Here is a 20,276-nt window from a genome sequence, read left to right as displayed (position 1 = left end):
AATATTCCCTGTGGAAAGCGTTTAAACCACGTTTATCTGTTAAATATTACCCTTAAATTATATTACACTGAAAACGGCGCTATGCCTTATATATTATGAGCCTGTTTATGAACTGTTTGTTTTATAATTTACGTAAAGTGTTGAATTTTAGATTGCTTTGGAACAGGCCGGCATAAGTTGTTATCAAATACAACAATGTTTAACCAGATAATAACAAATATTTTACACAATCAATAAATTAAGGCTTTAAGTATTATAGGTGAGGTATTAGCTAACCGGGAGCAATTATAAGCAAAAAAATAACCAGTTGTATACAGTTTAATCTGTAAAACAACTGGTTTTATAAGAATTTTGTTTAGCTGTTTTTACGCTTCCGCGTAAACCTCTTCATAATAATCTAAACCAAGATGAGTGATCAGATCTTCGCCCATCATGTAACGTAAAGTATTTTCTAACTTGATGAGTTGTTTAAATATATCATTTTCCGGACGAAGGCCTTCGGCTGTTTGAGGCGATTTCAGGTAAAACGACAACCATTCCTGTATACCGCTCATGTTGGCTCTTTTAGCCAGATCGCAGAATAAAGCCAGATCAAGAGCGATAGGAGCAGCCAGGATAGAATCACGACAAAGGAAGTTGATTTTGATTTGCATTTTGTAGCCTAACCAGCCAAAAATATCAATATTGTCCCAGCTTTCTTTGTTATCACCGTGCGGAGGATAGTAGTTGATGCGGATTTTGTGATAGATCTCGCCGTAAAGTTCCTTGTTTTCTTCGGGCTTAAAAATATCTTCCAGCACACCTAATTTAGATACCTCCTTGGTTTTAAAATTGTCCGGATCATCCAGTACTAAACCATCGCGGTTACCTAATATATTGGTCGAGAACCAGCCATGTACGCCTAATGAGCGCGCGGCCAGGCCCGGAGCCAGGATAGTTTTCATTAAGGTTTGTCCTGTTTTGAAATCTTTACCGGCAATTGGAGTTTGAGTTTCTTTAGAAAGCTCAATTAATGCAGGGATATCAACAGTTAGGTTGGGGGCTCCGTTTGCAAAAGGTATGCCTAATTTTAAAGCAGCGTATGCATAGATCATACTTGGCGCTATGAGTTTATCATCATCAAGCAAGGCTTGCTCAAAAGCGGCCAATGTTTGGTGTATAGCTGATGCCTCATAATAGATCTCGGTTGAGCCGCACCAAACCAAAACAACCCTGTCTAAGCCGTTTTGCTCTTTAAAGTTTTTGATATCTTCCATCACCTGCTGGGCAAGCTCATAGCGGGTACCTTGTTTTACGTGTGTACCATTGAGGTTTTTGGCGTAGTTTTTATCAAAAGCAGCTTTCATTGGCTTAATAGATTCCAATTCTGCCTTAACTGAGTTTAATAACCCCAGCTCCAGAACTTTGGCATTAGTAGCAGCTTCGTAAACGTTATCTTCGTAAACATCCCATCCGCCAAAAACTACATCTCCCAGATTGGCAAGTGGCACAAATTCCTTAATTTTAGGATTGCGGTTCTCCGTTCTTTTGCCTAAACGGATATGCCCCATTTGGGTAAGTGAACCTATGGGTTGTGAGATACCTTTTTTTACAGCTTCAACACCGGCAATTAGTGTAGTTGCCACAGCTCCTAAACCTGGGATAAGGATACCCAGTTTGCCTTCGGCGGGTGAAATTTTCATTTTCATTGACTTATTTATTATTAATTAGTAGGGTAAGCGTGGTTAGCTCAATTCCCAGGTTTTTAAACTATTTTTAGTTTTCGGCACTACTTAAACGTTTAAGTAGTGCCGAACAGGATTAATTCTTATTTTATTAATTCCGTGTTCAAAAATAACTTAAACGTTTAAGTTATAGATTATAAACAACAGAATTTTTACTTTTATTATTAATAAATTATTTAATTGTTGATATCAAAGCCACTTATTGGCCTTGTACCAGGTTAGTGTTTCGGCTAAACCCGTTTTCAAGTTGTAAGCCGGATAAAAGCCCAAATCTGATTTTGCACTTTCGTTGTCGCAGTACCAGTTTACTGCCATAAGCTCATCTATCTTTTCGATATTCACTACGGCGGCTTTATTTCTCAAAGAACTTACTTTTTCTGATATAGCGGCTATTATTTTTACAAAATTTACAGGCAAATGAAATTTAAAGGTAGTTATATCCAGTATTTCTTTGGTCAGATCGCCCAACTCATACTTGTCATAAAAATTTCCGTCGCTCAGATTATAGGTTTGATGATTTCCGCCGTATAGAGCCTTTATTGCCGCTTTGGCCACATCTTTTACATATATAAAGCTTAGCTTTTGCTGGGTTTTGCCAATGTATGGTTCAAGCCCCTTTACCAGTTGCTTGAAAAATATAAATATGCCGGTGTCCCTTGGGCCATAAACGGCGGTAGGGCGTAGTATAGTATAATTTAAATTTTCAACCGTTCTTAATTGTTCTTCGGCCAGGAGTTTACTCCGACCATAAGCCGTTACCGGGGCAGGAGGGGTAGCTTCGGTTATAATACCGGTTAGTGTTTTAAGCGGCCCAATAGCTGCCAAACTGCCTATCAATACAAACTTTTGCAAATTGGGGCAGGCCCCAGCTGCTGCAGTTGCCAGGTTGTGTGTATAAGTAGCATTGATATGATTGTATTCGGCTTGTGAACGGGCAGAGGTAACACCGGCTGCATGAATGATGTAATCTGGTTTAATATCAGCGAGTTGTTGTTTTAAAGTAGGCAGATCTTTATAGTAGAGTTGCACATAATTGATAGTAAAATGCTTTAGATGATCAATATTGCTGCTTTTGCGCACTGCCGCATAAACGTCTAGATCATTTTGTAACGCTTCCTCAATTAAGTGATACCCAACAAAGCCACTCGCACCGGTTATTAAAACCCGCTGTTTCATATGGCCTTTTCATATAGTCTGTATTTTTTATACGGATTACCGTTTATGGCTTCTATGGCACGATTTACCATCTCGTTGTTTTCCAGAGTCCAGCCGGCTTCGGCCTGTTTCATGCCTTTTCTTCTGTACTCTTTAATAATAGAGCCATATAAACAGGCTTCGATACCCATTTTACGATACCCATCAATAACCCCCAACGCGTATATCCGCAGGCTTTGTATTTTTTTACGGCCGAACAAAATTTTGAAAATACCGGTTGGCAGTAAACGCCCGCGTTTAATTTTCTTGAATATCTCGTTGTAGTTGGGCAGGGCCAAGCCAAAGGCTACTATTTTACCTTCCTGTTCAGCAACCAATACAAAGTCAGGGTCGAGAATCAGTTTAAGGTCTTTGGCCAGATAATCGTACTCATCATTACTTAAAGGAACAAATCCTTCATTATGATCCCAGGCCGAGTTGTAAACTTCGCGCAGCTTTACCGCCTCCTCTTTAAACTTTTTCATGTTTAATGTACGGATTATGATATTACTGCGTTTTAAACGATCTTCTAATGCGGTTAATAAACGAACTGATTTATCGTCGTAACTTTTATCGTCCCAATGCCAGGCAATCAGATCGGCGTTTTTAATAAAGCCAAATCCGTCTATCAGATCGGCATAATAAGGAGCGTTGTAAGTCTGCATTAAAAACGGCGAGCTGTCAAAACCTTCTATCAATAAACCGCAGGGTTCGTTGGTAGAAAAATTAACAGGGCCGATCAATTTTTCGGTTACTCCTTTTTGTTTCAACCAATCGGTAGCGGTATTAAAAAGTGTTGTGGCTACTTCTTTGTCATTAATGCAATCAAAAAAACCAAAAAAACCATCGTTGGTGTTGTTGAATTTGTTGTGTGCATTATTGAGTATAGCTGCGATACGACCAACAATTTTATCGCCATTATAGGCTAAAAAAGTTTGTACAGTGTTATGTTTATGAAAAGGGTGGATGGTTAACAGGTCACGTTGAGCTATGAACAATTCCGGGACGTAGTATGGATCGTCCTGATACAAATCATGTGGAAAATCAATAAATGAAGCTAATTCTTTTTTAGAACTAACAGTTACAATTTTTATCATGAGTAGTATTATAAAATTGTTGCGTAAGGCGTAAATATGAAACGCCCGTGTGCAGAAGCTTATTTTAATAAATAGCTATGCGCACACGGACGTTTTTTGTTTAATTAGATATTTTCTTTAACAGAGGCTGCAGATACACCAACTTCTTTAAACGCTTTTGAAAGTTTTTCAACAGCTTCGTCAATTTGAGCAAAGGTGTGGGTAGCCATTAATGAAAAACGCAGCAATGATGAATCTGAAGGTACAGCTGGCGAAACCACCGGGTTAACAAATACGCCTGCAGCTTGCAGATATTTGGTTACCAGGAACGTTTTCTCGTTATCACGTACATAGATAGGTAATATCGGACTTTCTGTAGGGCCAAGGTCAAAGCCTTCGTCTAACAAAAGCTTTTGTGCATAATTGGTATTGTCCCAAAGTTTCTGGATACGCTCCGGCTCAGATTCAATAATATCTAAAGCCGCAATTACACTGGCAACCGAACCTGGAGGCATGCTGGCACTGAACATTAATGAACGTGCACGGTGTTTAATATAATCAATAGTATCTTTATCGGCAGCAATAAAACCGCCTAATGATGCCAGCGATTTACTGAATGTACCCATGATCAGATCAACGTCATCTGTAAGGTTAAAGTGCGATGCTGTACCTGCACCTTTATGGCCAATAACACCTAAACTGTGAGCGTCGTCAACCATAATGTTGGCACCAAACTGGTCGGCCAGTTTAACTATCTCCGGCAATTTAACAATATCACCCTCCATGCTAAATATACCATCCACAGCGATAACCTTCACAGCCTCTTCAGGCAGTATGCTCAGTTTACGCTGAAGATCGTCCATATCATTATGGGCATATTTGATCACTTTTGAAAATGATAACCTGCTACCGTCAATGATAGAAGCATGATCATATTCATCTAATATAATATAATCATTACGGCCTGTAATGCATGAAAGCACACCCAGGTTAACCTGGTAACCGGTGCTGAGCAAAACGGTGGCTTCTTTACCAACAAAGTTGGCAAGCCTGTTCTCTAACTCAATATGAATATCAAGTGTCCCGTTCAAAAAACGTGAACCGGCACAGCCTGTACCGTATTTGTCAATTGCCTTCTTTGAAGCTTCTTTAATCTTTGGGTGATTGGTTAGCCCTAAGTAGGAATTGGAACCAAACATTAACACCCTTTTGTTATCTATTATTACTTCAGTGTCCTGAGCAGACTCAATAGGCCTGAAATAAGGATACAATCCCTTCTCCCGGAGCATATTTGCAACCTGGAACTCGGCGATTTTCCCATGTAGTTTTTTAACCATGTATTAACCCTGCTTAAATTTTGTGTAAAAATACCATGAATAAGCATATAACCTATATGGTAAATGTAATTTTTTTAAAAAATGCTTCTCCTGAACTCAAAAAGGCCAGAAACATTCTAAATTCTATCACGGCAAATTAATTAAATTTTTTATTTATTTCGTACCACAATTTTTCATTTTTTTGTAAAAAGCCCAAAAACATATGATTTTGGCATGTTTTTATAAAATCTACGTAAAATTCTTGTTCTTGATTTTAATTTAGTAATATTAATCACATATTCGCACTTCCCCTGTGCAAATCAACAAAAACTATAAGATTAAATTTTTGTTCTTTTTGCGGACAATGAACGTCACCTATAGCCATCCTATGAAAAAAAATAAGTATTTAGTATTTTTCATCACCATCGCCTTAACATTAATTTTACATTCGCCAATCTGGTCACAAACTGTAGCTGATAGTATTAACGGTCCTGTTTCCTTAAAACAGTGTGTAGAGTTCGCCTTACGAAACCAACCCGCTGTACGCCAGGCTTCTATTGATGAGCAGATCAATGAAAAAGACATCAGGATAGGGCTTTCTGCCTGGTTGCCTCAGATAACCGGATCGGGTATATATAATTATTATTTCCAGGGTACGCCACAGGCCGGGGCATCAGGTGCCAACTTTCCGGCCAGTTCCGGGATACGCAATCTTTCAACGCTGGGCTTACAGGCCAGCCAGGTTATTTATAATAATGATGTGTTATTGGCGGCTAAAACAGCAAAATACTCCCGTCAGTATTATAAACAAAACATCCTCAGCAGTCAGATCAATGTAGTGTCTGATGTGAGTAAAGCGTTTTTTGATGTATTGCTTTCTCAAAAGCAACTGAACATCACCAATGAAGATATCACCCGTTTGCAAAGGAGTTTGAAAGATGCCTATAACAGGTATCAGGCTGGAGTATCTGATAAAACAGATTACAAACAGGCTACCATATCGCTTAACAATTCGTTAGCCACGCGTAAACAAACCGAAGAGGCCATCAAAAGTAAAACGGCTTATTTAAAACAGATCATGGGCATTGGCGGAGCAAAAGATTTATCGCTGGCTTATGATTCAACGCGTTATGAACAAGCTGCCGTTATTGATACCAATCAACAGTTAGATGTAAACAACCGTATCGAATACCGCTTGCTGCAAACTAATAAAGTACTACAGAATATTAATGTGAATTATTACAGGTATGGATTTTTACCTTCCCTGTCTGCTGTGGGCAGTTATAACCGGGCCTATTTAAGTCATGATTTTTCTGATCTGTACAAACAGGCATATCCAACAAGTTATGCTGGTCTTACTTTAAATCTTCCAATTTTCCAGGGGACAAAGCGCTTGCAGAATTTAAGCAAAGCAAAATTGCAGGTTGAACGTACCGATCTTGATCTGGAAAACAGCAAAAATACCATCAATACCGAATATGTGCAGGCATTGGCCAGTTACAAAAGTAATTACACCAGCTACCAGCTGATCAGGCAAAACGTCGATTTGGCTAAAGACGTATATAAAGTAGTAAGCCTGCAATATCGCGAAGGTGTTAAAACTTATCTTGATGTTATTGTATCCCAATCAGACCTGCGAACTGCAGAGTTAAACTATTATAATGCATTGTTCCAATTGTTATCAAGCAAAATAGATCTGCAAAAGGCTTTGGGAACATTAAATGTTGAATAATTGAAAGATAGGATCGCCTTAAAAAAACAAACAACCAACGAATAACGGCACAGCACTCATGAGTACCGCTAAAGAAACAAACAACCAACGAATAATCACTACGATGAAAAACAGATATATATACTGGTTAGCCCCTGCCGCCTTATTGGCATTAGCTTCTTGCAAAGGTAAAAGTGCACAAAATGCGCCATTGCCGCCAACTCCTGTAAACTTAGTCGAAGCTAAAAAAGCTGAGGCCATCTATTACGATCAATTCCAGGGTACGGTGGTTTCTATCAATACCACCGAGCTCAGGAGCCAGGTGCCCGGTTTTGTGACCGGCATATTTTTTAAAGAAGGTGATGTGGTGCAGAAGGGGAAAGTATTATATGAAATTGATAAACGCAAATACGTAGCTGCTTACCAACAGGCAGAAGCCAACGTGCTGAGCGCGCAGGCCAACCTGGTTAAAGCGCAAAAAGATATCGACCGTTATAATATGCTGTTGAAGAATGACGCGATTGCCCGTCAGACAGTTGACCAGGCTGCTGCAGCTTATGAAACAAGCAAAGCTGATGTGGCTGTGGCTAAAGCAGCGGTATCATCGGCACGTACCGATCTTTCTTATGCTACTATTACGGCGCCATTTACCGGCCGTATAGGTATATCACAGGTGAGGCTGGGGACGCAGGTAACAGCAGGTTCTACCTTATTGAACACCATATCTGCCGAGCACCCGATGGGCGTTGACGTAGTGGTGAACGAACAGGATATTCAACGCTTTTATAAATTGCAACAGGCAAGCAGCGATACAACCTTTAAACTGCAAATGTCTGATGGGGTAACCACTTATAATAAACCGGGTAAGGTTTTAGCTATTGACCGTGGTGTAAATAACCAAACAGGTACCATTAAAGTAAGGATCCAGTTTCCGAATGAGGATGGTATATTAAAAGACGGTATGAGCTGTGTACTTAAGGTGCTCAACAATCAATCTGGTGATAGGGTACAAATTCCTTATAAAGCCATCACCGAACAAATGGGTGAGTTTTTTGTGTTTGTAAGTAAGGATACTTCTTTTGTTGACACAACTAAAAATAACGAAAAGGTAGAAGCGCTCATTGCCAAACAGCATAAAGTTCTTTTAGGTCCGCGTGTAGGTACCGATGTAGTGATCATGAGCGGTGTTGAACCTGGCGACAAAGTGGTTACCGAAGGTTTCCAGCGTTTACGCGATGGCGGTAAAATTGTACTGGGCGATCCGTCTAAAACACCTGCCCTGGGTCAGGGAGCACCAGCACAGGGAAAACAACAAGGAAAGTAACCGGTATTTTATAAAAGACAACCAGAATGATAGCAGATACCTTTATACGAAGACCAGTTACCGCTATAGTTATATCCTTAGTGATAGTAATTGTTGGTATCCTGGCAATAAGTAGCCTGGCCATAGGTCAGTACCCGGAAATTACACCGCCAACGGTAAACATCACCGGTACTTATACCGGTGCCGACGCGCTAACAGTTGAACAAACGGTTGCCACCCCTGTAGAAGTACAGGTGAATGGTACACCGGGCATGACCTACTTGCAAAGTAACAGTACCAGTAATGGCGCTATGAGCATGACCGTTAACTTTGAGGTGGGTACCGATATTAATATAGCCGCTCTTGACGTACAGAACCGTGTGGGGATTGCCACACCAACATTGCCGCAAGAGGTACAACGTTTGGGTTTAACCGTACGTAAACGTAATCCAAGCATTTTGATGCTGGTGGCTATGTACGCCCCCAAGGGTTCACATAATGTTACCTTTTTAGATAACTACACCAACGTTTTTGTTAGAGATGCACTTTTACGTGCTAAAGGTGTGGGCGACGTTTTTACACGTGCCGATGACTTTAGTATGCGTATATGGCTTAAGCCAGATAAAATGGCCGCATTGGGTATGACCGCGGGTGATGTAACAGCAGCTTTGGCCGAACAGAACGCCCAGGTAGCTGCCGGTTCGGTAGGTTCAACTCCGCAGGAAAACGGGCAGCCATTTGAATATACGGTTTTGGTGAAAGGACGTTTAAGCAGCCAGGCAGAGTTTGAAAATATTATTGTTCGTACACAACCCAGTAACGGGGCTATTGTGCATCTGAAAGATGTGGCCCGCGTGGAGTTGGGTAAGTTTAACTATGCCGGTAACTCCTTTGTCGATGGCAAACGCGCTTCTTACCTGCTGGTTTATCAGGCTCCGGGCAGTAATGCCCTTGAAACTGCTGATAATGTATACTCTACAATGGAGGGGTTAAAAAAATCATTCCCTGCTGATGTGGATTATGTAGTGCCTTTTGAATCTATAACGGTTGTAAAGGTATCGGTAGAAGAGGTAATAGAAACGCTGGTTATTGCGCTGGTGCTGGTTATTGTGGTGGTATTCCTGTTTTTACAAAGCTGGCGCACCACGCTTATCCCGGTATTGGCTATCCCGGTATCTATCATCGGTACATTCATCTTCTTTATACCTTTAGGTTTCACCATTAATACGCTGACGTTGTTTGGTTTCGTACTGGCCATCGGTATTGTGGTGGATGATGCCATTGTGGTGGTAGAATCGGTGCAGCATTATATGGACGAAGAGGGGATGTCGCCAAAAGACGCTACGACACACGCCATGCGTGATATATCCGCGCCGGTTATAGCCATTGCCTTAATATTGGCGGCGGTGTTTGTGCCGGTAGGGTTTGTACCGGGCATTGTGGGGCGCTTGTATCAACAATTTGCTATCACCATTGCTATATCTGTATTGATCTCGGCTTTTGTAGCGCTTTCTTTAACGCCTGCCCTTTGTACGATCTTATTGAAACCCCGTAAATTAGACCAGGAATCAAAAGGCCTTGATAAGTTCTTCTTTAAATTCAATGCGTGGTTTGATCGTGTTACTGGCAGATACCGTAACGGTGTTGATAAGAGTATCAAAAACTCTAAATTCATCATCATTATACTGGTATGTATTATTGTAGGTACCATTATTTTGTTTCAGCGTAAACCGAGCGGCTTTATCCCTACAGAGGATGATGGTCGTATCTATATCACTTATGATTTGCCCGAAGCATCATCAACACAGCGTACTGTACAAGTACTGCATGAAATGATGCGCACCCTGGATAGTATTCCAGAAATAGGCCATTACGCAGCATTGGGTGGTTTGAATGCGGTAACCTTCGCAACCAAATCAAACAGTGCTACCATATTTGTGCAGCTAAAACCATGGGATCAGCGTAAAGGCGAACAGCATACCATATTCCCGTTGGTAGGTATGCTGCAAAAACGCTTGTCGCGGTTTAAAGAGGCCAGTGTGGTGGTAATTCCACCACCGGCTATACCTGGTTTAGGTAATACCGCGGGTTTCTCCTTTATATTGGAAGAAAAACAAGCCGGGGGCGATATCAAGAACTTTGAATCGGTAATGCGTAATTTTATTGCCGAAGTAGGTAAACGTAAGGAAATATCCAAAGCGTTCTCCTTCTTCACTGCGCGTACGCCGGCTTATCAGCTCACCATTGACAGGGAAAAAACCAAAAGACTGGGTGTGGCGCTGTCTGATGTAAACGCGGCTCTGCAAACCTATATGGGTAGTACTTACATTAATGACTTGACCTTATATGGTCGTACATTCCGTGTACTGGCACAGGCTGATACAAATTATCGAACCAGCATCCAGAATATAGGTCAGTATTTTGTGCGTAACCAGGCGGGTACCATGGTACCTCTAAGTACTTTAACAACGTATAAAGTAATAGAAAACGCCCCGTTAATATCACACTATAACCTGTTCCGTTCGGCAGAGATAGATGGTAACTCCGCACCGGGTTACAGTAGCGGTGATGCGCTGAACGCTTTGGAAGAGGTAGCTGCCAAAACATTGCCGCAAGGTTATGGCTACGAGTTTTCTGGCCTGAGCCGTGAGGAAAAATTATCGGGATCAAAAACCATTTACATCTTTATGTTGTCAATCGGCTTCGTGTTCCTGTTCCTGGCCGCTTTGTACGAGAGCTGGTCGGTACCGTTCTCGGTACTATTAGCTGTACCGCTCGGCGCATTCGGGGCTATTTTATTCCTATCGTTCCACGCCAAGCTTGATAACAACGTTTACGCGCAGATAGGTTTGATAACCTTGATCGGTTTGGCGGCCAAGAATGCGATCCTGATCGTGGAGTTTGCCAAAGAACGTGTGGATAGCGGTATGGAACTGGAGAAAGCGACATTAGATGCTGTACGTTTGAGATTGAGGCCGATCATCATGACATCGCTGGCATTTATATTAGGTGTGACGCCATTGTTATTTGCAACAGGTGCAGGTGCAGTAGCCCGTCAAACTATCGGCTGGACAGTGTTCGGCGGTATGCTTGCAGCCACTTCTCTGGCTATATTCATTGTGCCGGTATTGTTCTTTATCATTACCAAATTTGCTTACGGTAAAGAAAAACTAGCAGAGTTGGAGAAGAACTATGATCCGCATAAAGGGCACGAACCCGAGGTTTAAAATATCTTTGGAAATAAACAAAAAAGGAGAGGCAACGCCTCTCCTTTTTTGTTTCAGATAAATTGGATGTTATGCTGAGTTTTAAAATCCGGGGCCTCTTAAGATGAAATGACGTGTTACATTGCGGCGTCGAAGCATGGTGGATGGGCCTCTGTGCGCGGGGCCTCTGATAAGCCCTGACCGACTGCCCTTATTTTTGACTTTTTTAATAAAACCAAACAAAAATTCGGCGTTTACCTACACTTAAATACCAGGTCAGTGATTACTTTTTTATGATTTTTTAATCTGGAATTAAGATTTGTAACTGAAGGTATTGATTTTTGATTTATGGTCTAAATGGTTTGATAGTCAGTTGGTAAGGGGGATTTAAATCTATTTGCTATCATGAAGTAATCATGAAGGGCTGACTACTGGCGTGCAAAATTTATGATAGTGGCAAAGTATTTGTTAAGATGGTGTTAATACAATAAAAATATTGTAGAGTTAGTACTAAAAAGCACAATTATGAAAACAATGACAAAAATTATAGCCGGAGCGTTTACTGCCTTAGCTATATTTATCGGAACAAATGTAAAAGCGCAGTCGGTACCAAAAGACGCATTGCGTTTTGGAGTAGGTGTTGAAGGCTTATTGCCAACAGGTAACCTGCATGATATCTCTAACGTAGGTATAGGTGGTACAGCGCGTTTACAATATGGAATAGCCAATAACCTGGCATTAACGCTTACTTCTGGTTACTATAACTTTTTTGGTAAGAAAATAGGAGATGGTACGGATGCTAAATACCCATCTTTTGGTATGGTTCCCGTTAAAGCTGGTATCAAAGCATTTTTTACCAATAACTTATATTTTGGTGCCGAAGTGGGTGCCGGTTTTGAAACCAAAGATTTTTATGCGAATGGCGATGGTTCAAAGAATACGAAGCTTATTCTTGCTCCGGGCTTAGGTTATGCATCTAAATCATGGGATGTAGGTGTACGTTATGAAAACTACTCGGGCCAGAGCAATAACTATGGTACTGTTGGTTTACGTATAGCTTACGGATTTGGTCTGTAATTTTACAACAACCATTTAAAAAGAAAGCCCCTCAGTATTTTACTGTGGGGCTTTCTTTTTTTACCTTTTGTCATTCTGAACGTAGTGAAGAATCCATTAGTCTATGTGCATATCTTAGTGTGCAAGTTCATCAATAGATCCTTCGCTCCGCTCAGGATGACAAACTTTTATGGTTATTTCAATTTACCCAAGGCCTCTTTGATCCTGCGTACGGCTTCTATCAGTTTATCCTCGGCAGCAGCATAGGAGATCCGGATAGATGACGGATCACCGAACGAATCACCACCTACAGTTGCTACATGGCCTTCTTCCAGCAGATAAATGCTCAGTTCATCGGCATCTTTAATGGTGCGGCCGTTATAGCTTTTGCCAAAGAAAGAGGTAACGTTAGGGAAAAAGTAAAACGCGCCATCGGGCAGGTTAACTTTAACACCTTCTACTTCGCTCAATAATTTATAAACAATGTCACGGCGTTTTTTGAATGCAGCACGCATCTCTAGTACAGACTCTAAGCCACCTTCGTAGGCAGCCACACCGGCGCGCTGGGTAATAGAGCAAGTTCCGGAAGTAATCTGACCCTGCATTTTGTCACAAGCTGCGGCAATTTCAGAGTTTGAAGCGGTATAACCAATTCTCCAGCCGGTCATGGCAAACGCTTTTGACCATCCGTTGATGATCACTACACGGTCTTTGATATAATCAAACTGTGCTATCGATTCATGTTTATCAATAAAGTTAATGTGCTCGTAGATCTCATCACTCAGGATGTATACCTGCGGATGTTTTTCAAATACTTTGGCCAATCCTTCCAGCTCATCTTTACTGTAAACACTACCAGTAGGGTTACAAGGCGAGGAGAACATGAACAACTTGGTTTTGGGCGTAATAGCCGCTTCCAGTTGCTCAGGGGTTATTTTAAAGTTTTGTTCAACAGTAGTATTAATGAATACGCTTTTACCTTCGGCCAGTTTTACTACTTCGGAGTATGATACCCAGTATGGAGTAGGAATGATCACCTCTTCGCCCGGATTTACCAAACACAATACAGCATTAGCAATAGCTTGCTTGGCACCGGTTGATACCACGATCTGGCTGAAATCATAATCAAGGTTGTTCTCGTTCTTCAGCTTAGCGGCAACAGCCTTGCGCAGGTCAGGGTAACCGGACACCGGAGTGTAGTAGGTGAAGTTTTTATCCATGGCCTGCTTCGCTGCCTCCTTGATGTGCTCAGGGGTATGAAAGTCAGGTTCGCCAAAGCTAAGGCTGATCACGTCGACACCTTTAGCGGCAAGTTCACGGCCTAATTTGGCCATCTTAATTGTTGCAGATTCGGATAAGTTATTGATCCGGGTACTTAATGCGCTCATATAAATTATGTTATCGCGGCAAATATAGAAAATAACTTTACTGCTACTTACGCTTGTTATTTATAAATTTGTCGCCTAATACCGATTGGCTTGAAAGAACAAAAAAAGATCATATTAATTTCGCTGATTACGGGCATTGTGCTGATGCTGGCGAAGTTTGGAGCATATTTTTTAACAGCATCTAATTTTGTATTGACCGATGCCGCCGAAAGCATTGTAAACGTAATTGCCAGCGCTTTTGCCTTCTTTAGCATCTACCTTTCGTCACAACCCCGGGATGAAAACCATCCCTACGGGCACGGCAAGGTGGAGTTCTTCTCTGTTTTTATCGAGGGCTCGCTTATCGGCATAGCCGGTGTGATCATTATCATTAAATCTACGTATAGTTTATTTTATCCCAATGCTATCCATGACCTGCTTGTAGGTGCTGCTATTATTGGTGCTACTGGGCTTATTAATGGTGCCTTAGGCTATTACATGATTAAAAAAGGCAAGTCCTTACGGTCAATCACCCTCGATGCCGATGGTCGGCACCTGATAGCTGATATGGTTACTAGTATTGGCCTGGTAGCGGGCTTGATACTCATCCGGTTTACGGGTATCCTATGGCTTGATAGTGCTTTGTCTATTCTGGTGGCTTTATATATTATATATAGCGCCTACAAACTGATACGTAAATCAGTTGCCGGACTCATGGATGAGGCCGATTTTCAGGTGGTAACCGATATTATTAATGTACTGAGCGAAAAACGCCGTGAATCCTGGATTGATGTACACAACCTGCGTGCCCAGAAATATGGCAACGAATTGCATATCGACTGCCACATGACCCTGCCCAATTACTTCGACCTGAATCATGTGCATGCCGAGGTATCTTTGGTTGATAAAATGATCAATAAAGAGGTGGGTATCAAAACGGAATTGTTTATTCACTCAGACCCTTGCGTACCCGATTGCTGTCACTACTGCAGCATGCCCAATTGCCCCATACGGTCTGAACCGCAAACAGAAACTATAGCCTGGACAATGGATAAGGTAGTACGCAACAAAAAACACTTTGAATAATGGAGGAGTATTTTAACGTAAGGGTATACGGTCTGTTGATCAACGAAAATAACGAAATACTGATCAGTGATGAGCAGGAATATGGCCATCGTTTTATCAAATTCCCGGGTGGTGGATTAGAGATAGGCGAGGGATTGATAGATGGGCTGAAACGCGAATTTGTAGAAGAGTGTGAAGCCGAAGTAGAGATCATTAGTCATTTTTATACCACTGATTTCTTTGTACGGTCGGCATTTAACAACTCGCAGATCATCAGCGTATACTATAAAGTTAAAAATACCACTCCCTTAAATTTTCCTATAAAAACCATCGCTTTTGATTTTGATGGCGAAGGCGACGTGCTGCAGGCTTTCAGATGGGTTAAAATAACTGATCTAACCACTGATGATGTCACTTTCCCTACCGATAAACGTGTGGTAGAACTATTAAGAGCAGAACTATGAATTTAACCGAACGCGACCTTAAAGTAATATGGCACCCCTATACCCAAATGAAAACAGCTGCACCGCCCATAGGCATAGTACGTGGCGAGGGAGCCGGCCTGTTTGATGAAGAAGGCAAAAAGTATATCGACGCGGTATCATCCTGGTGGGTAAACATTCACGGGCATGCGCATCCGTATATCGCCAAAAAAGTATCGGAGCAGTTGCTTAAGCTGGAGCACGTAATATTTGCAGGTTTTACCCATGAAGGCGCTGTTGAACTGGCCGAAAGACTACTGGCCATTTTACCCGATAACCAGCAAAAAGCATTTTATTCAGACAATGGCTCAACAGCTATTGAGGTAGCCATAAAAATGTGCCTGCAATACTGGCTCAACAAAGGTGATCAGCGTACCCGAATCATGGCATTTAAAAATGCTTACCACGGTGATACTTTTGGAGCCATGGCAGTAAGCGGTCGCAGCGCATTCACTGCCGCGTTTGATAGCTTGCTGTTTGAGGTGGAGTTTATAGACCTGCCCAATAAGGATAATATAGAAAGTCTCAAATCTCAAATCTCAAATCTCAAATCTGAATTAGCTTGTTTTATTTTTGAGCCATTGATACAGGGATCAGCCGGTATGATCATGTATGAAGCTGAGTATCTGAACAAGCTCATGGCACATTGCAAACAAGAAAACGTGCTGATGATAGACGATGAGGTATTTACCGGTTTTGGCCGCACAGGTAAACGTTTTGCCTGCGATCATGTGCAGGTGCAGCCGGATATTATGTGTTTCTCTAAAGGCCTTACAGGCGGTACCATGGCACTTGGCTTAACCACCTGTACCCAGCAGATTTATGATGCTTTTTTATCGGATGATAAGCTGAAAACCTTATTTCACGGGCACTCCTTTACAGCCAATCCGGTTGCTATAGCCTCGGCGCTGGCCAGTCTGGATCTTTTCCTGGAGCCGGCCACCGTAGCTAATATGCAACGCATCGAGACATCGCACCAACAATTTGCTGCTAAAATAAAACATCATCCTAAAATAAAAACCATAAGGCAAACGGGTACCATTATTGCCATGGAATGGGAAACCGGCGATAATACCTCGTATTTTAGCTCCCTGCGTGATAAATTGTATCAGTATTTTTTGGCCGAAGGTATTATATTGCGACCGCTGGGCAACGTGATATATATTTTACCCCCATATTGCATTACTGATGCCGAACTCGGTTATGTTTACAGCAAAATTGAGCAGGCACTTGAAGAAATATAATTATGCTAAACACATTACTACCACAAATAATAGCTGATAACGAATTGCACTCCCGCTGGTTAAACACGCTGTCTCTAATGGAAAATACCGGCGCGCGTAAAATATCAGCCAGCGAAGATCCGCATACCGTTACTTATATCATCCTAAAACATGCAGCCGAGGAACACCGCCATGCTTTCTACCTGAAAAAACAGTTGGAAAAAACCGGTGTGGAACTGCCAACCTATGCAGCAGAATATCTACTAGCTCCTGGTTCAAGCAAATATTACCTGAACCAACTGGACGTGGATGTTTGCCGTTACTTGAAAAAAGACTTGGGCTTAAGCGGTAGCGAACTGCGTTTTGCAGCTTATCTGTTGGTTACCTATGCCATTGAAGTTCGTGCCGATGAGTTGTACCCCATTTACCAGGATGCGCTTGACGAGGCCGGCAGCAAAGTAAATGTAAAATCGATCATCCTGGAAGAAGAAGGCCACCTGGAAGAAATGCTGAACCAGCTGCACAAATTCTCACCCGACTGGGAACGCCATGCCAACAAGGCCGTAGATTTTGAAACCCGTTTGTTTAATCAATGGGTAGAGCAGTTGGGGAAATCGCTGAGCTAAATCAAAATTCAAAAGTAAAAAGTCAAAAAATATCCTGTCTGTCATCCTGAACGGAGTGAAGGATTTATTCTTAGATATGATTAGTCAGTTTGATAATAGATTTTTCACTTCGTTCAAGAAGTTGTTCTTCGCTGCGCTCAGAATGACAAGGAGTTTTTAATCAGCGAAATCAACGTAATCAATCCCATCAACGGTCAAAAGGCCATATACTCCGTATAAACCAGTTGCAAAAAAGCTTTGCCCTGCTGTAGGGTTTTAGCTGTAACCGCCTCACCCGCGTTTTTATTGCCTTTATAAACTATCCTCCGACCAGAGTTGTCATAGGAGATGCTTTGCTGTGGTGTCATAAATCCGAAACCGTTATCCCAGGTAAAAAAGGCAAAGTCCTTACTAGCTGGATCAAGCAGATCTTTCGACCAGGTAAACTGGTTATGAGGCACACCCAACTGGCTTAACAATGTGGCCGCAATATCGGTTTGTCCCCCCAATTTATTGATCTTTTTACCCCGGTATTCCGGTTTAATCACATCGCCAAAAAACAATAGCGGGATATGGTATTTGACCGGATCATAAGCCTCTGCAACGTTACGTGGCAGACGGTGCCCATGATCGGCCACTAATATAAACAGGGTGTTTTTATACCAGGCTTGTTTTTTGGCCTGTTCAAAATAAGCGTTAAGGCAGGAGTCGGTAAAGTAAGCCGTGCTCCTGAACTGATTGCTGGCATCGCCATCCTCATCAGCCGGAAAATGCGCTTTTACAGGCAATACAAAAGGCTCATGATTGGTTGAGGTCTGCAGGTATGAAAAGAAGGGCTGTTTTTGCTGCTGCGCAAATTGCAGATGCCTGGTTAACAGTACATCATCATAAACACCCCATTTAGTTTGTACCTGTGCGGGAGCGAAGGCGCTCTCATCAGTGATCTGATCTATCGCGTGACTGTTCATGAAGATATTAAAATCCATGTAACTGCTTTTGCCACCATAAAAATAGGAAGTGTGGTATCCCGCGTTTTTAAATACAACCGATAGCGCAGGGAGTTTCCGCTGTTTCAAGGTATCGGCAATAATGGTGCGTATCGCTTGTGATGGGAAACCGCTCATGATGGATATAATACCTTTATCGGTACGATCTGCCGAGGAATAAATGTTATTGAACAGGACACCTTGTTGAATGAATTTTTCAAAGTTAGGTGCTACTCCTTTATCGCCACCTAATGATTCAATAATGCTTGCCGTATAGCTTTCCAGTTGGATGATCACCACGTTGGGCCTGTCGGTGGTTAGCATTTTTAATGAGGAGTCGGCCCTGGTCGTATAGGAATCATGCACCAGCTTTTCTGCGTCGGCAGGTTTCATGAACGTGTAGGGGTTGTAGGGCTTACGGAAATTCTCAAATATATTATTGAACAGGTTCCACTCGGTATTTAATGCCGATTGATTCAGGATCTCCTTGTCAGCAAAATAAGCCGCGTTTTGATTAATAGGCTCCGTTTGCAAACCACCCCGCATAAAAAGGAAGTTTACGAATACCAGCAAACAGATCAGCACTATTTTAAGACCGGGTTTGGCTGCGGGCTTCTTGAAATTATAATCAATAACATAATAAGATAATAAAGCGCCCGAGCTCAGTAATAGTATGCCTATCAGGATACACTTGCCCACCGGCGATGAACCCGATGATGCCAATGCCTCTGAAGGTGCATGATAAAACGAGCTGAATACCCTGAAGGTAACTTTAGTCCCCCATTCTCTGAAAATATTAAAGTTGAGTATAGTGTTTAAGGAAATACAAAACAGGATAATACCCACGTAAATTTTGAGCCAGATGGGTTTGATGCGGCTTGAAGGGATACACCAGTTAATGATAAACACCAGTAAAGGAATGGTACAGATATAGGCCGTAGCCGAAGCATCCAAACGAAAACCGTAAAAAAATGTCTGCAGGATATCTCCGAAGCAGGCACCACGTATTTTATAAAAAAAGTATAATTCAAACGTGAGCCGTGTGATCACGAAGAACAATAGCCAGAATATAAAGAATCTGATTATACTAAAAAGGTTTCTTAACATAAAGCTGACAAAAGTAGTACTTTATGTTAAAAAACCTTTAAAGAATTGTTAGTGAATGCGCTTGTGAGCTTTTGACTATGGGATTGTTGGACTATTGGACAGGATGAATAATTCTATTCCTTATTTAATAATCCCATAGTCTCAAAATCTAATAACTCATCAGCAAGGCCTTATCTGCCTCCGCTCATTGCTTTCAGATCATCCAGTGATATCTTTTCAAAGTCAGCCGGGATGCCGAATGTACCCGCCGGCGCTTTCTCATCTACAATGCTTTTAACGGTAACATCAGTGCTTTGTCCCTGGCTAAATGAAGTGTATTGTACCGGGAAACCACCTATTTCACGGTAATATTTGGCAATACCAGTTATCGGAACAACCACATCGTTGGTGATCCAGATATCATAAGTTTTTTTAGTTTTTGCATCTGTAGCTACTACTTTTTTGCAGTTAAAACCCGAGATCTGTTTAGTTTCGGTAGATGGTGCAAAAGTAAAGGTTGGCATATCTGCCTGGGCCTGATCTACTTCGTCAGGTGTAGCGATAGCTGCTTTTTTAATGCTGGCAACAGGCACATCAACCAATATGGCCATTGATTTTCCGCTTACATCGGTTAAGATTTTTATAGTAGCAGGACCTGCAGTAAATGTGAATGCGTTGGAGTCGGCACGGAAATACCCTTTCGCATTAACTTCCTGACCCCTCATATTGGTAGTGAAGTTAACAGTACCCTGGGTGTATTTTTTCTGCGCGCTGGCGCTCATGGCTGTTGCGGTAAGAGCCAGGCCCAGGGCAACGTTAAAAAATTTAATGTTCATAGTGTTAGTTTGATTTATACCAATTTACCTGTTTTTGATT

Annotated in this window: 15 protein-coding genes; 8 read left to right on the top strand and 7 right to left on the bottom strand. The window is 41.7% G+C overall.

Features of this window, described 5'->3' with window-relative positions; all coding sequences use genetic code 11:
* Positions 1 to 365 precede the first annotated feature (365 nt).
* The 4 genes from BW976_RS11445 to spt all read right to left on the bottom strand — a co-directional run bounded on the left by BW976_RS11445 (position 366) and on the right by spt (position 5,331).
* Positions 366 to 1,682: an inositol-3-phosphate synthase gene (locus BW976_RS11445; protein WP_245834683.1), complete on the bottom strand. Its 1,317-nt coding sequence runs from the start codon at positions 1,680 to 1,682 to the stop codon at positions 366 to 368.
* Positions 1,683 to 1,913: 231 nt separating this feature from the next.
* Positions 1,914 to 2,900: an NAD-dependent epimerase/dehydratase family protein gene (locus BW976_RS11440; protein ID WP_076373433.1), complete on the bottom strand. Its 987-nt coding sequence runs from the start codon at positions 2,898 to 2,900 to the stop codon at positions 1,914 to 1,916.
* Entirely contained in the window at positions 2,897 to 4,015 is a 1,119-nt protein-coding gene (locus tag BW976_RS11435; protein ID WP_076373432.1) for a hypothetical protein, read from the bottom strand. Before BW976_RS11435 ends, BW976_RS11440 begins: the two co-directional genes overlap by 4 nt.
* Positions 4,016 to 4,119: 104 nt before the next feature.
* Positions 4,120 to 5,331, bottom strand: coding sequence for a serine palmitoyltransferase (spt, locus tag BW976_RS11430; protein ID WP_076373431.1), 1,212 nt, complete (start codon positions 5,329 to 5,331; stop codon positions 4,120 to 4,122).
* 367 nt (positions 5,332 to 5,698) lie between these two features.
* On the opposite strand from spt, the gene BW976_RS11425 reads away from it, so the two are divergent.
* The 4 genes from BW976_RS11425 (at position 5,699) to BW976_RS11410 (ending at position 12,607) form a co-directional block, all read left to right on the top strand.
* Positions 5,699 to 7,042 carry a TolC family protein gene (locus tag BW976_RS11425; protein ID WP_076373430.1) on the top strand — a complete coding sequence of 448 codons (1,344 nt, stop codon included), beginning with the start codon at positions 5,699 to 5,701 and terminating at the stop codon, positions 7,040 to 7,042.
* Positions 7,043 to 7,145: 103 nt separating this feature from the next.
* Positions 7,146 to 8,345 carry an efflux RND transporter periplasmic adaptor subunit gene (locus tag BW976_RS11420; RefSeq protein WP_076373709.1) on the top strand — a complete coding sequence of 400 codons (1,200 nt, stop codon included), beginning with the start codon at positions 7,146 to 7,148 and terminating at the stop codon, positions 8,343 to 8,345.
* A gap of 26 nt (positions 8,346 to 8,371) precedes the next feature.
* The gene (locus tag BW976_RS11415; protein ID WP_076373429.1) at positions 8,372 to 11,551 is read left to right on the top strand and encodes an efflux RND transporter permease subunit; all 3,180 of its coding nucleotides are present in this window, start codon (positions 8,372 to 8,374) and stop codon (positions 11,549 to 11,551) included.
* Between the two features lie 504 nt (positions 11,552 to 12,055).
* On the top strand, positions 12,056 to 12,607 hold the full coding sequence (locus BW976_RS11410; RefSeq protein ID WP_139332280.1) for a hypothetical protein: 552 nt from the start codon (positions 12,056 to 12,058) through the stop codon (positions 12,605 to 12,607).
* 173 nt (positions 12,608 to 12,780) lie between these two features.
* On the opposite strand, the gene BW976_RS11405 is transcribed toward BW976_RS11410, so the two are convergent.
* On the bottom strand, positions 12,781 to 13,974 hold the full coding sequence (locus tag BW976_RS11405) for a pyridoxal phosphate-dependent aminotransferase (protein ID WP_175614092.1): 1,194 nt from the start codon (positions 13,972 to 13,974) through the stop codon (positions 12,781 to 12,783).
* Between the two features lie 90 nt (positions 13,975 to 14,064).
* On the opposite strand from BW976_RS11405, the gene BW976_RS11400 reads away from it, so the two are divergent.
* From BW976_RS11400 to BW976_RS11385, 4 genes are read left to right on the top strand one after another with little or no spacing between them, the layout of a single operon-like run.
* Entirely contained in the window at positions 14,065 to 15,039 is a 975-nt protein-coding gene (locus BW976_RS11400; RefSeq protein ID WP_076373427.1) for a cation diffusion facilitator family transporter, read from the top strand.
* Complete coding sequence (locus tag BW976_RS11395; protein WP_076373426.1) at positions 15,039 to 15,482, top strand: NUDIX domain-containing protein; 444 nt, start codon at positions 15,039 to 15,041, stop codon at positions 15,480 to 15,482. The genes BW976_RS11400 and BW976_RS11395 overlap by 1 nt, the downstream gene beginning before the upstream one ends.
* Positions 15,479 to 16,744, top strand: a complete 1,266-nt coding sequence (gene bioA / locus BW976_RS11390; protein WP_076373425.1) for an adenosylmethionine--8-amino-7-oxononanoate transaminase — start codon at positions 15,479 to 15,481, stop codon at positions 16,742 to 16,744. Before BW976_RS11395 ends, bioA begins: the two co-directional genes overlap by 4 nt.
* A 2-nt stretch (positions 16,745 to 16,746) precedes the next feature.
* A complete protein-coding gene (locus BW976_RS11385) occupies positions 16,747 to 17,349 on the top strand; it encodes a hypothetical protein (RefSeq protein ID WP_076373424.1) in 603 nt (200 codons plus the stop codon).
* A gap of 194 nt (positions 17,350 to 17,543) precedes the next feature.
* Here BW976_RS11385 and BW976_RS11380 read toward each other — a convergent pair whose 3' ends face one another.
* Both BW976_RS11380 and BW976_RS11375 read right to left on the bottom strand, forming a co-directional pair.
* A complete protein-coding gene (locus BW976_RS11380) occupies positions 17,544 to 19,421 on the bottom strand; it encodes an LTA synthase family protein (RefSeq protein ID WP_076373423.1) in 1,878 nt (625 codons plus the stop codon).
* A 170-nt stretch (positions 19,422 to 19,591) separates the two neighbouring features.
* Positions 19,592 to 20,236 carry a DUF4412 domain-containing protein gene (locus BW976_RS11375; protein WP_076373422.1) on the bottom strand — a complete coding sequence of 215 codons (645 nt, stop codon included), beginning with the start codon at positions 20,234 to 20,236 and terminating at the stop codon, positions 19,592 to 19,594.
* Between the last annotated feature and the right edge of the window lie 40 nt (positions 20,237 to 20,276).

The sequence above is a fragment of the Mucilaginibacter lappiensis genome, from assembly GCF_900155965.1.
Taxonomy (GTDB): domain Bacteria; phylum Bacteroidota; class Bacteroidia; order Sphingobacteriales; family Sphingobacteriaceae; genus Mucilaginibacter; species Mucilaginibacter lappiensis.
The sequence above is the reverse complement of the archived record's forward strand: the minus strand, read 5'-3'. Positions and strand labels throughout refer to the sequence as shown.

Bases quoted from the DNA above. Each gene is read 5' to 3' on its own strand.
- BW976_RS11445 (WP_245834683.1), bottom strand. From the start codon at position 1,682: ATGAAAATTTCACCCGCCGAAGGCAAACTGGGTATCCTTATCCCAGGT.
- BW976_RS11440 (WP_076373433.1), bottom strand. From the start codon at position 2,900: ATGAAACAGCGGGTTTTAATAACCGGTGCGAGTGGCTTTGTTGGGTAT.
- BW976_RS11435 (WP_076373432.1), bottom strand. From the start codon at position 4,015: ATGATAAAAATTGTAACTGTTAGTTCTAAAAAAGAATTAGCTTCATTT.
- spt (WP_076373431.1), bottom strand. From the start codon at position 5,331: ATGGTTAAAAAACTACATGGGAAAATCGCCGAGTTCCAGGTTGCAAAT.
- BW976_RS11425 (WP_076373430.1), top strand. From the start codon at position 5,699: ATGAAAAAAAATAAGTATTTAGTATTTTTCATCACCATCGCCTTAACA.
- BW976_RS11420 (WP_076373709.1), top strand. From the start codon at position 7,146: ATGAAAAACAGATATATATACTGGTTAGCCCCTGCCGCCTTATTGGCA.
- BW976_RS11415 (WP_076373429.1), top strand. From the start codon at position 8,372: ATGATAGCAGATACCTTTATACGAAGACCAGTTACCGCTATAGTTATA.
- BW976_RS11410 (WP_139332280.1), top strand. From the start codon at position 12,056: ATGAAAACAATGACAAAAATTATAGCCGGAGCGTTTACTGCCTTAGCT.
- BW976_RS11405 (WP_175614092.1), bottom strand. From the start codon at position 13,974: ATGAGCGCATTAAGTACCCGGATCAATAACTTATCCGAATCTGCAACA.
- BW976_RS11395 (WP_076373426.1), top strand. From the start codon at position 15,039: ATGGAGGAGTATTTTAACGTAAGGGTATACGGTCTGTTGATCAACGAA.
- bioA (WP_076373425.1), top strand. From the start codon at position 15,479: ATGAATTTAACCGAACGCGACCTTAAAGTAATATGGCACCCCTATACC.
- BW976_RS11385 (WP_076373424.1), top strand. From the start codon at position 16,747: ATGCTAAACACATTACTACCACAAATAATAGCTGATAACGAATTGCAC.
- BW976_RS11380 (WP_076373423.1), bottom strand. From the start codon at position 19,421: ATGTTAAGAAACCTTTTTAGTATAATCAGATTCTTTATATTCTGGCTA.
- BW976_RS11375 (WP_076373422.1), bottom strand. From the start codon at position 20,236: ATGAACATTAAATTTTTTAACGTTGCCCTGGGCCTGGCTCTTACCGCA.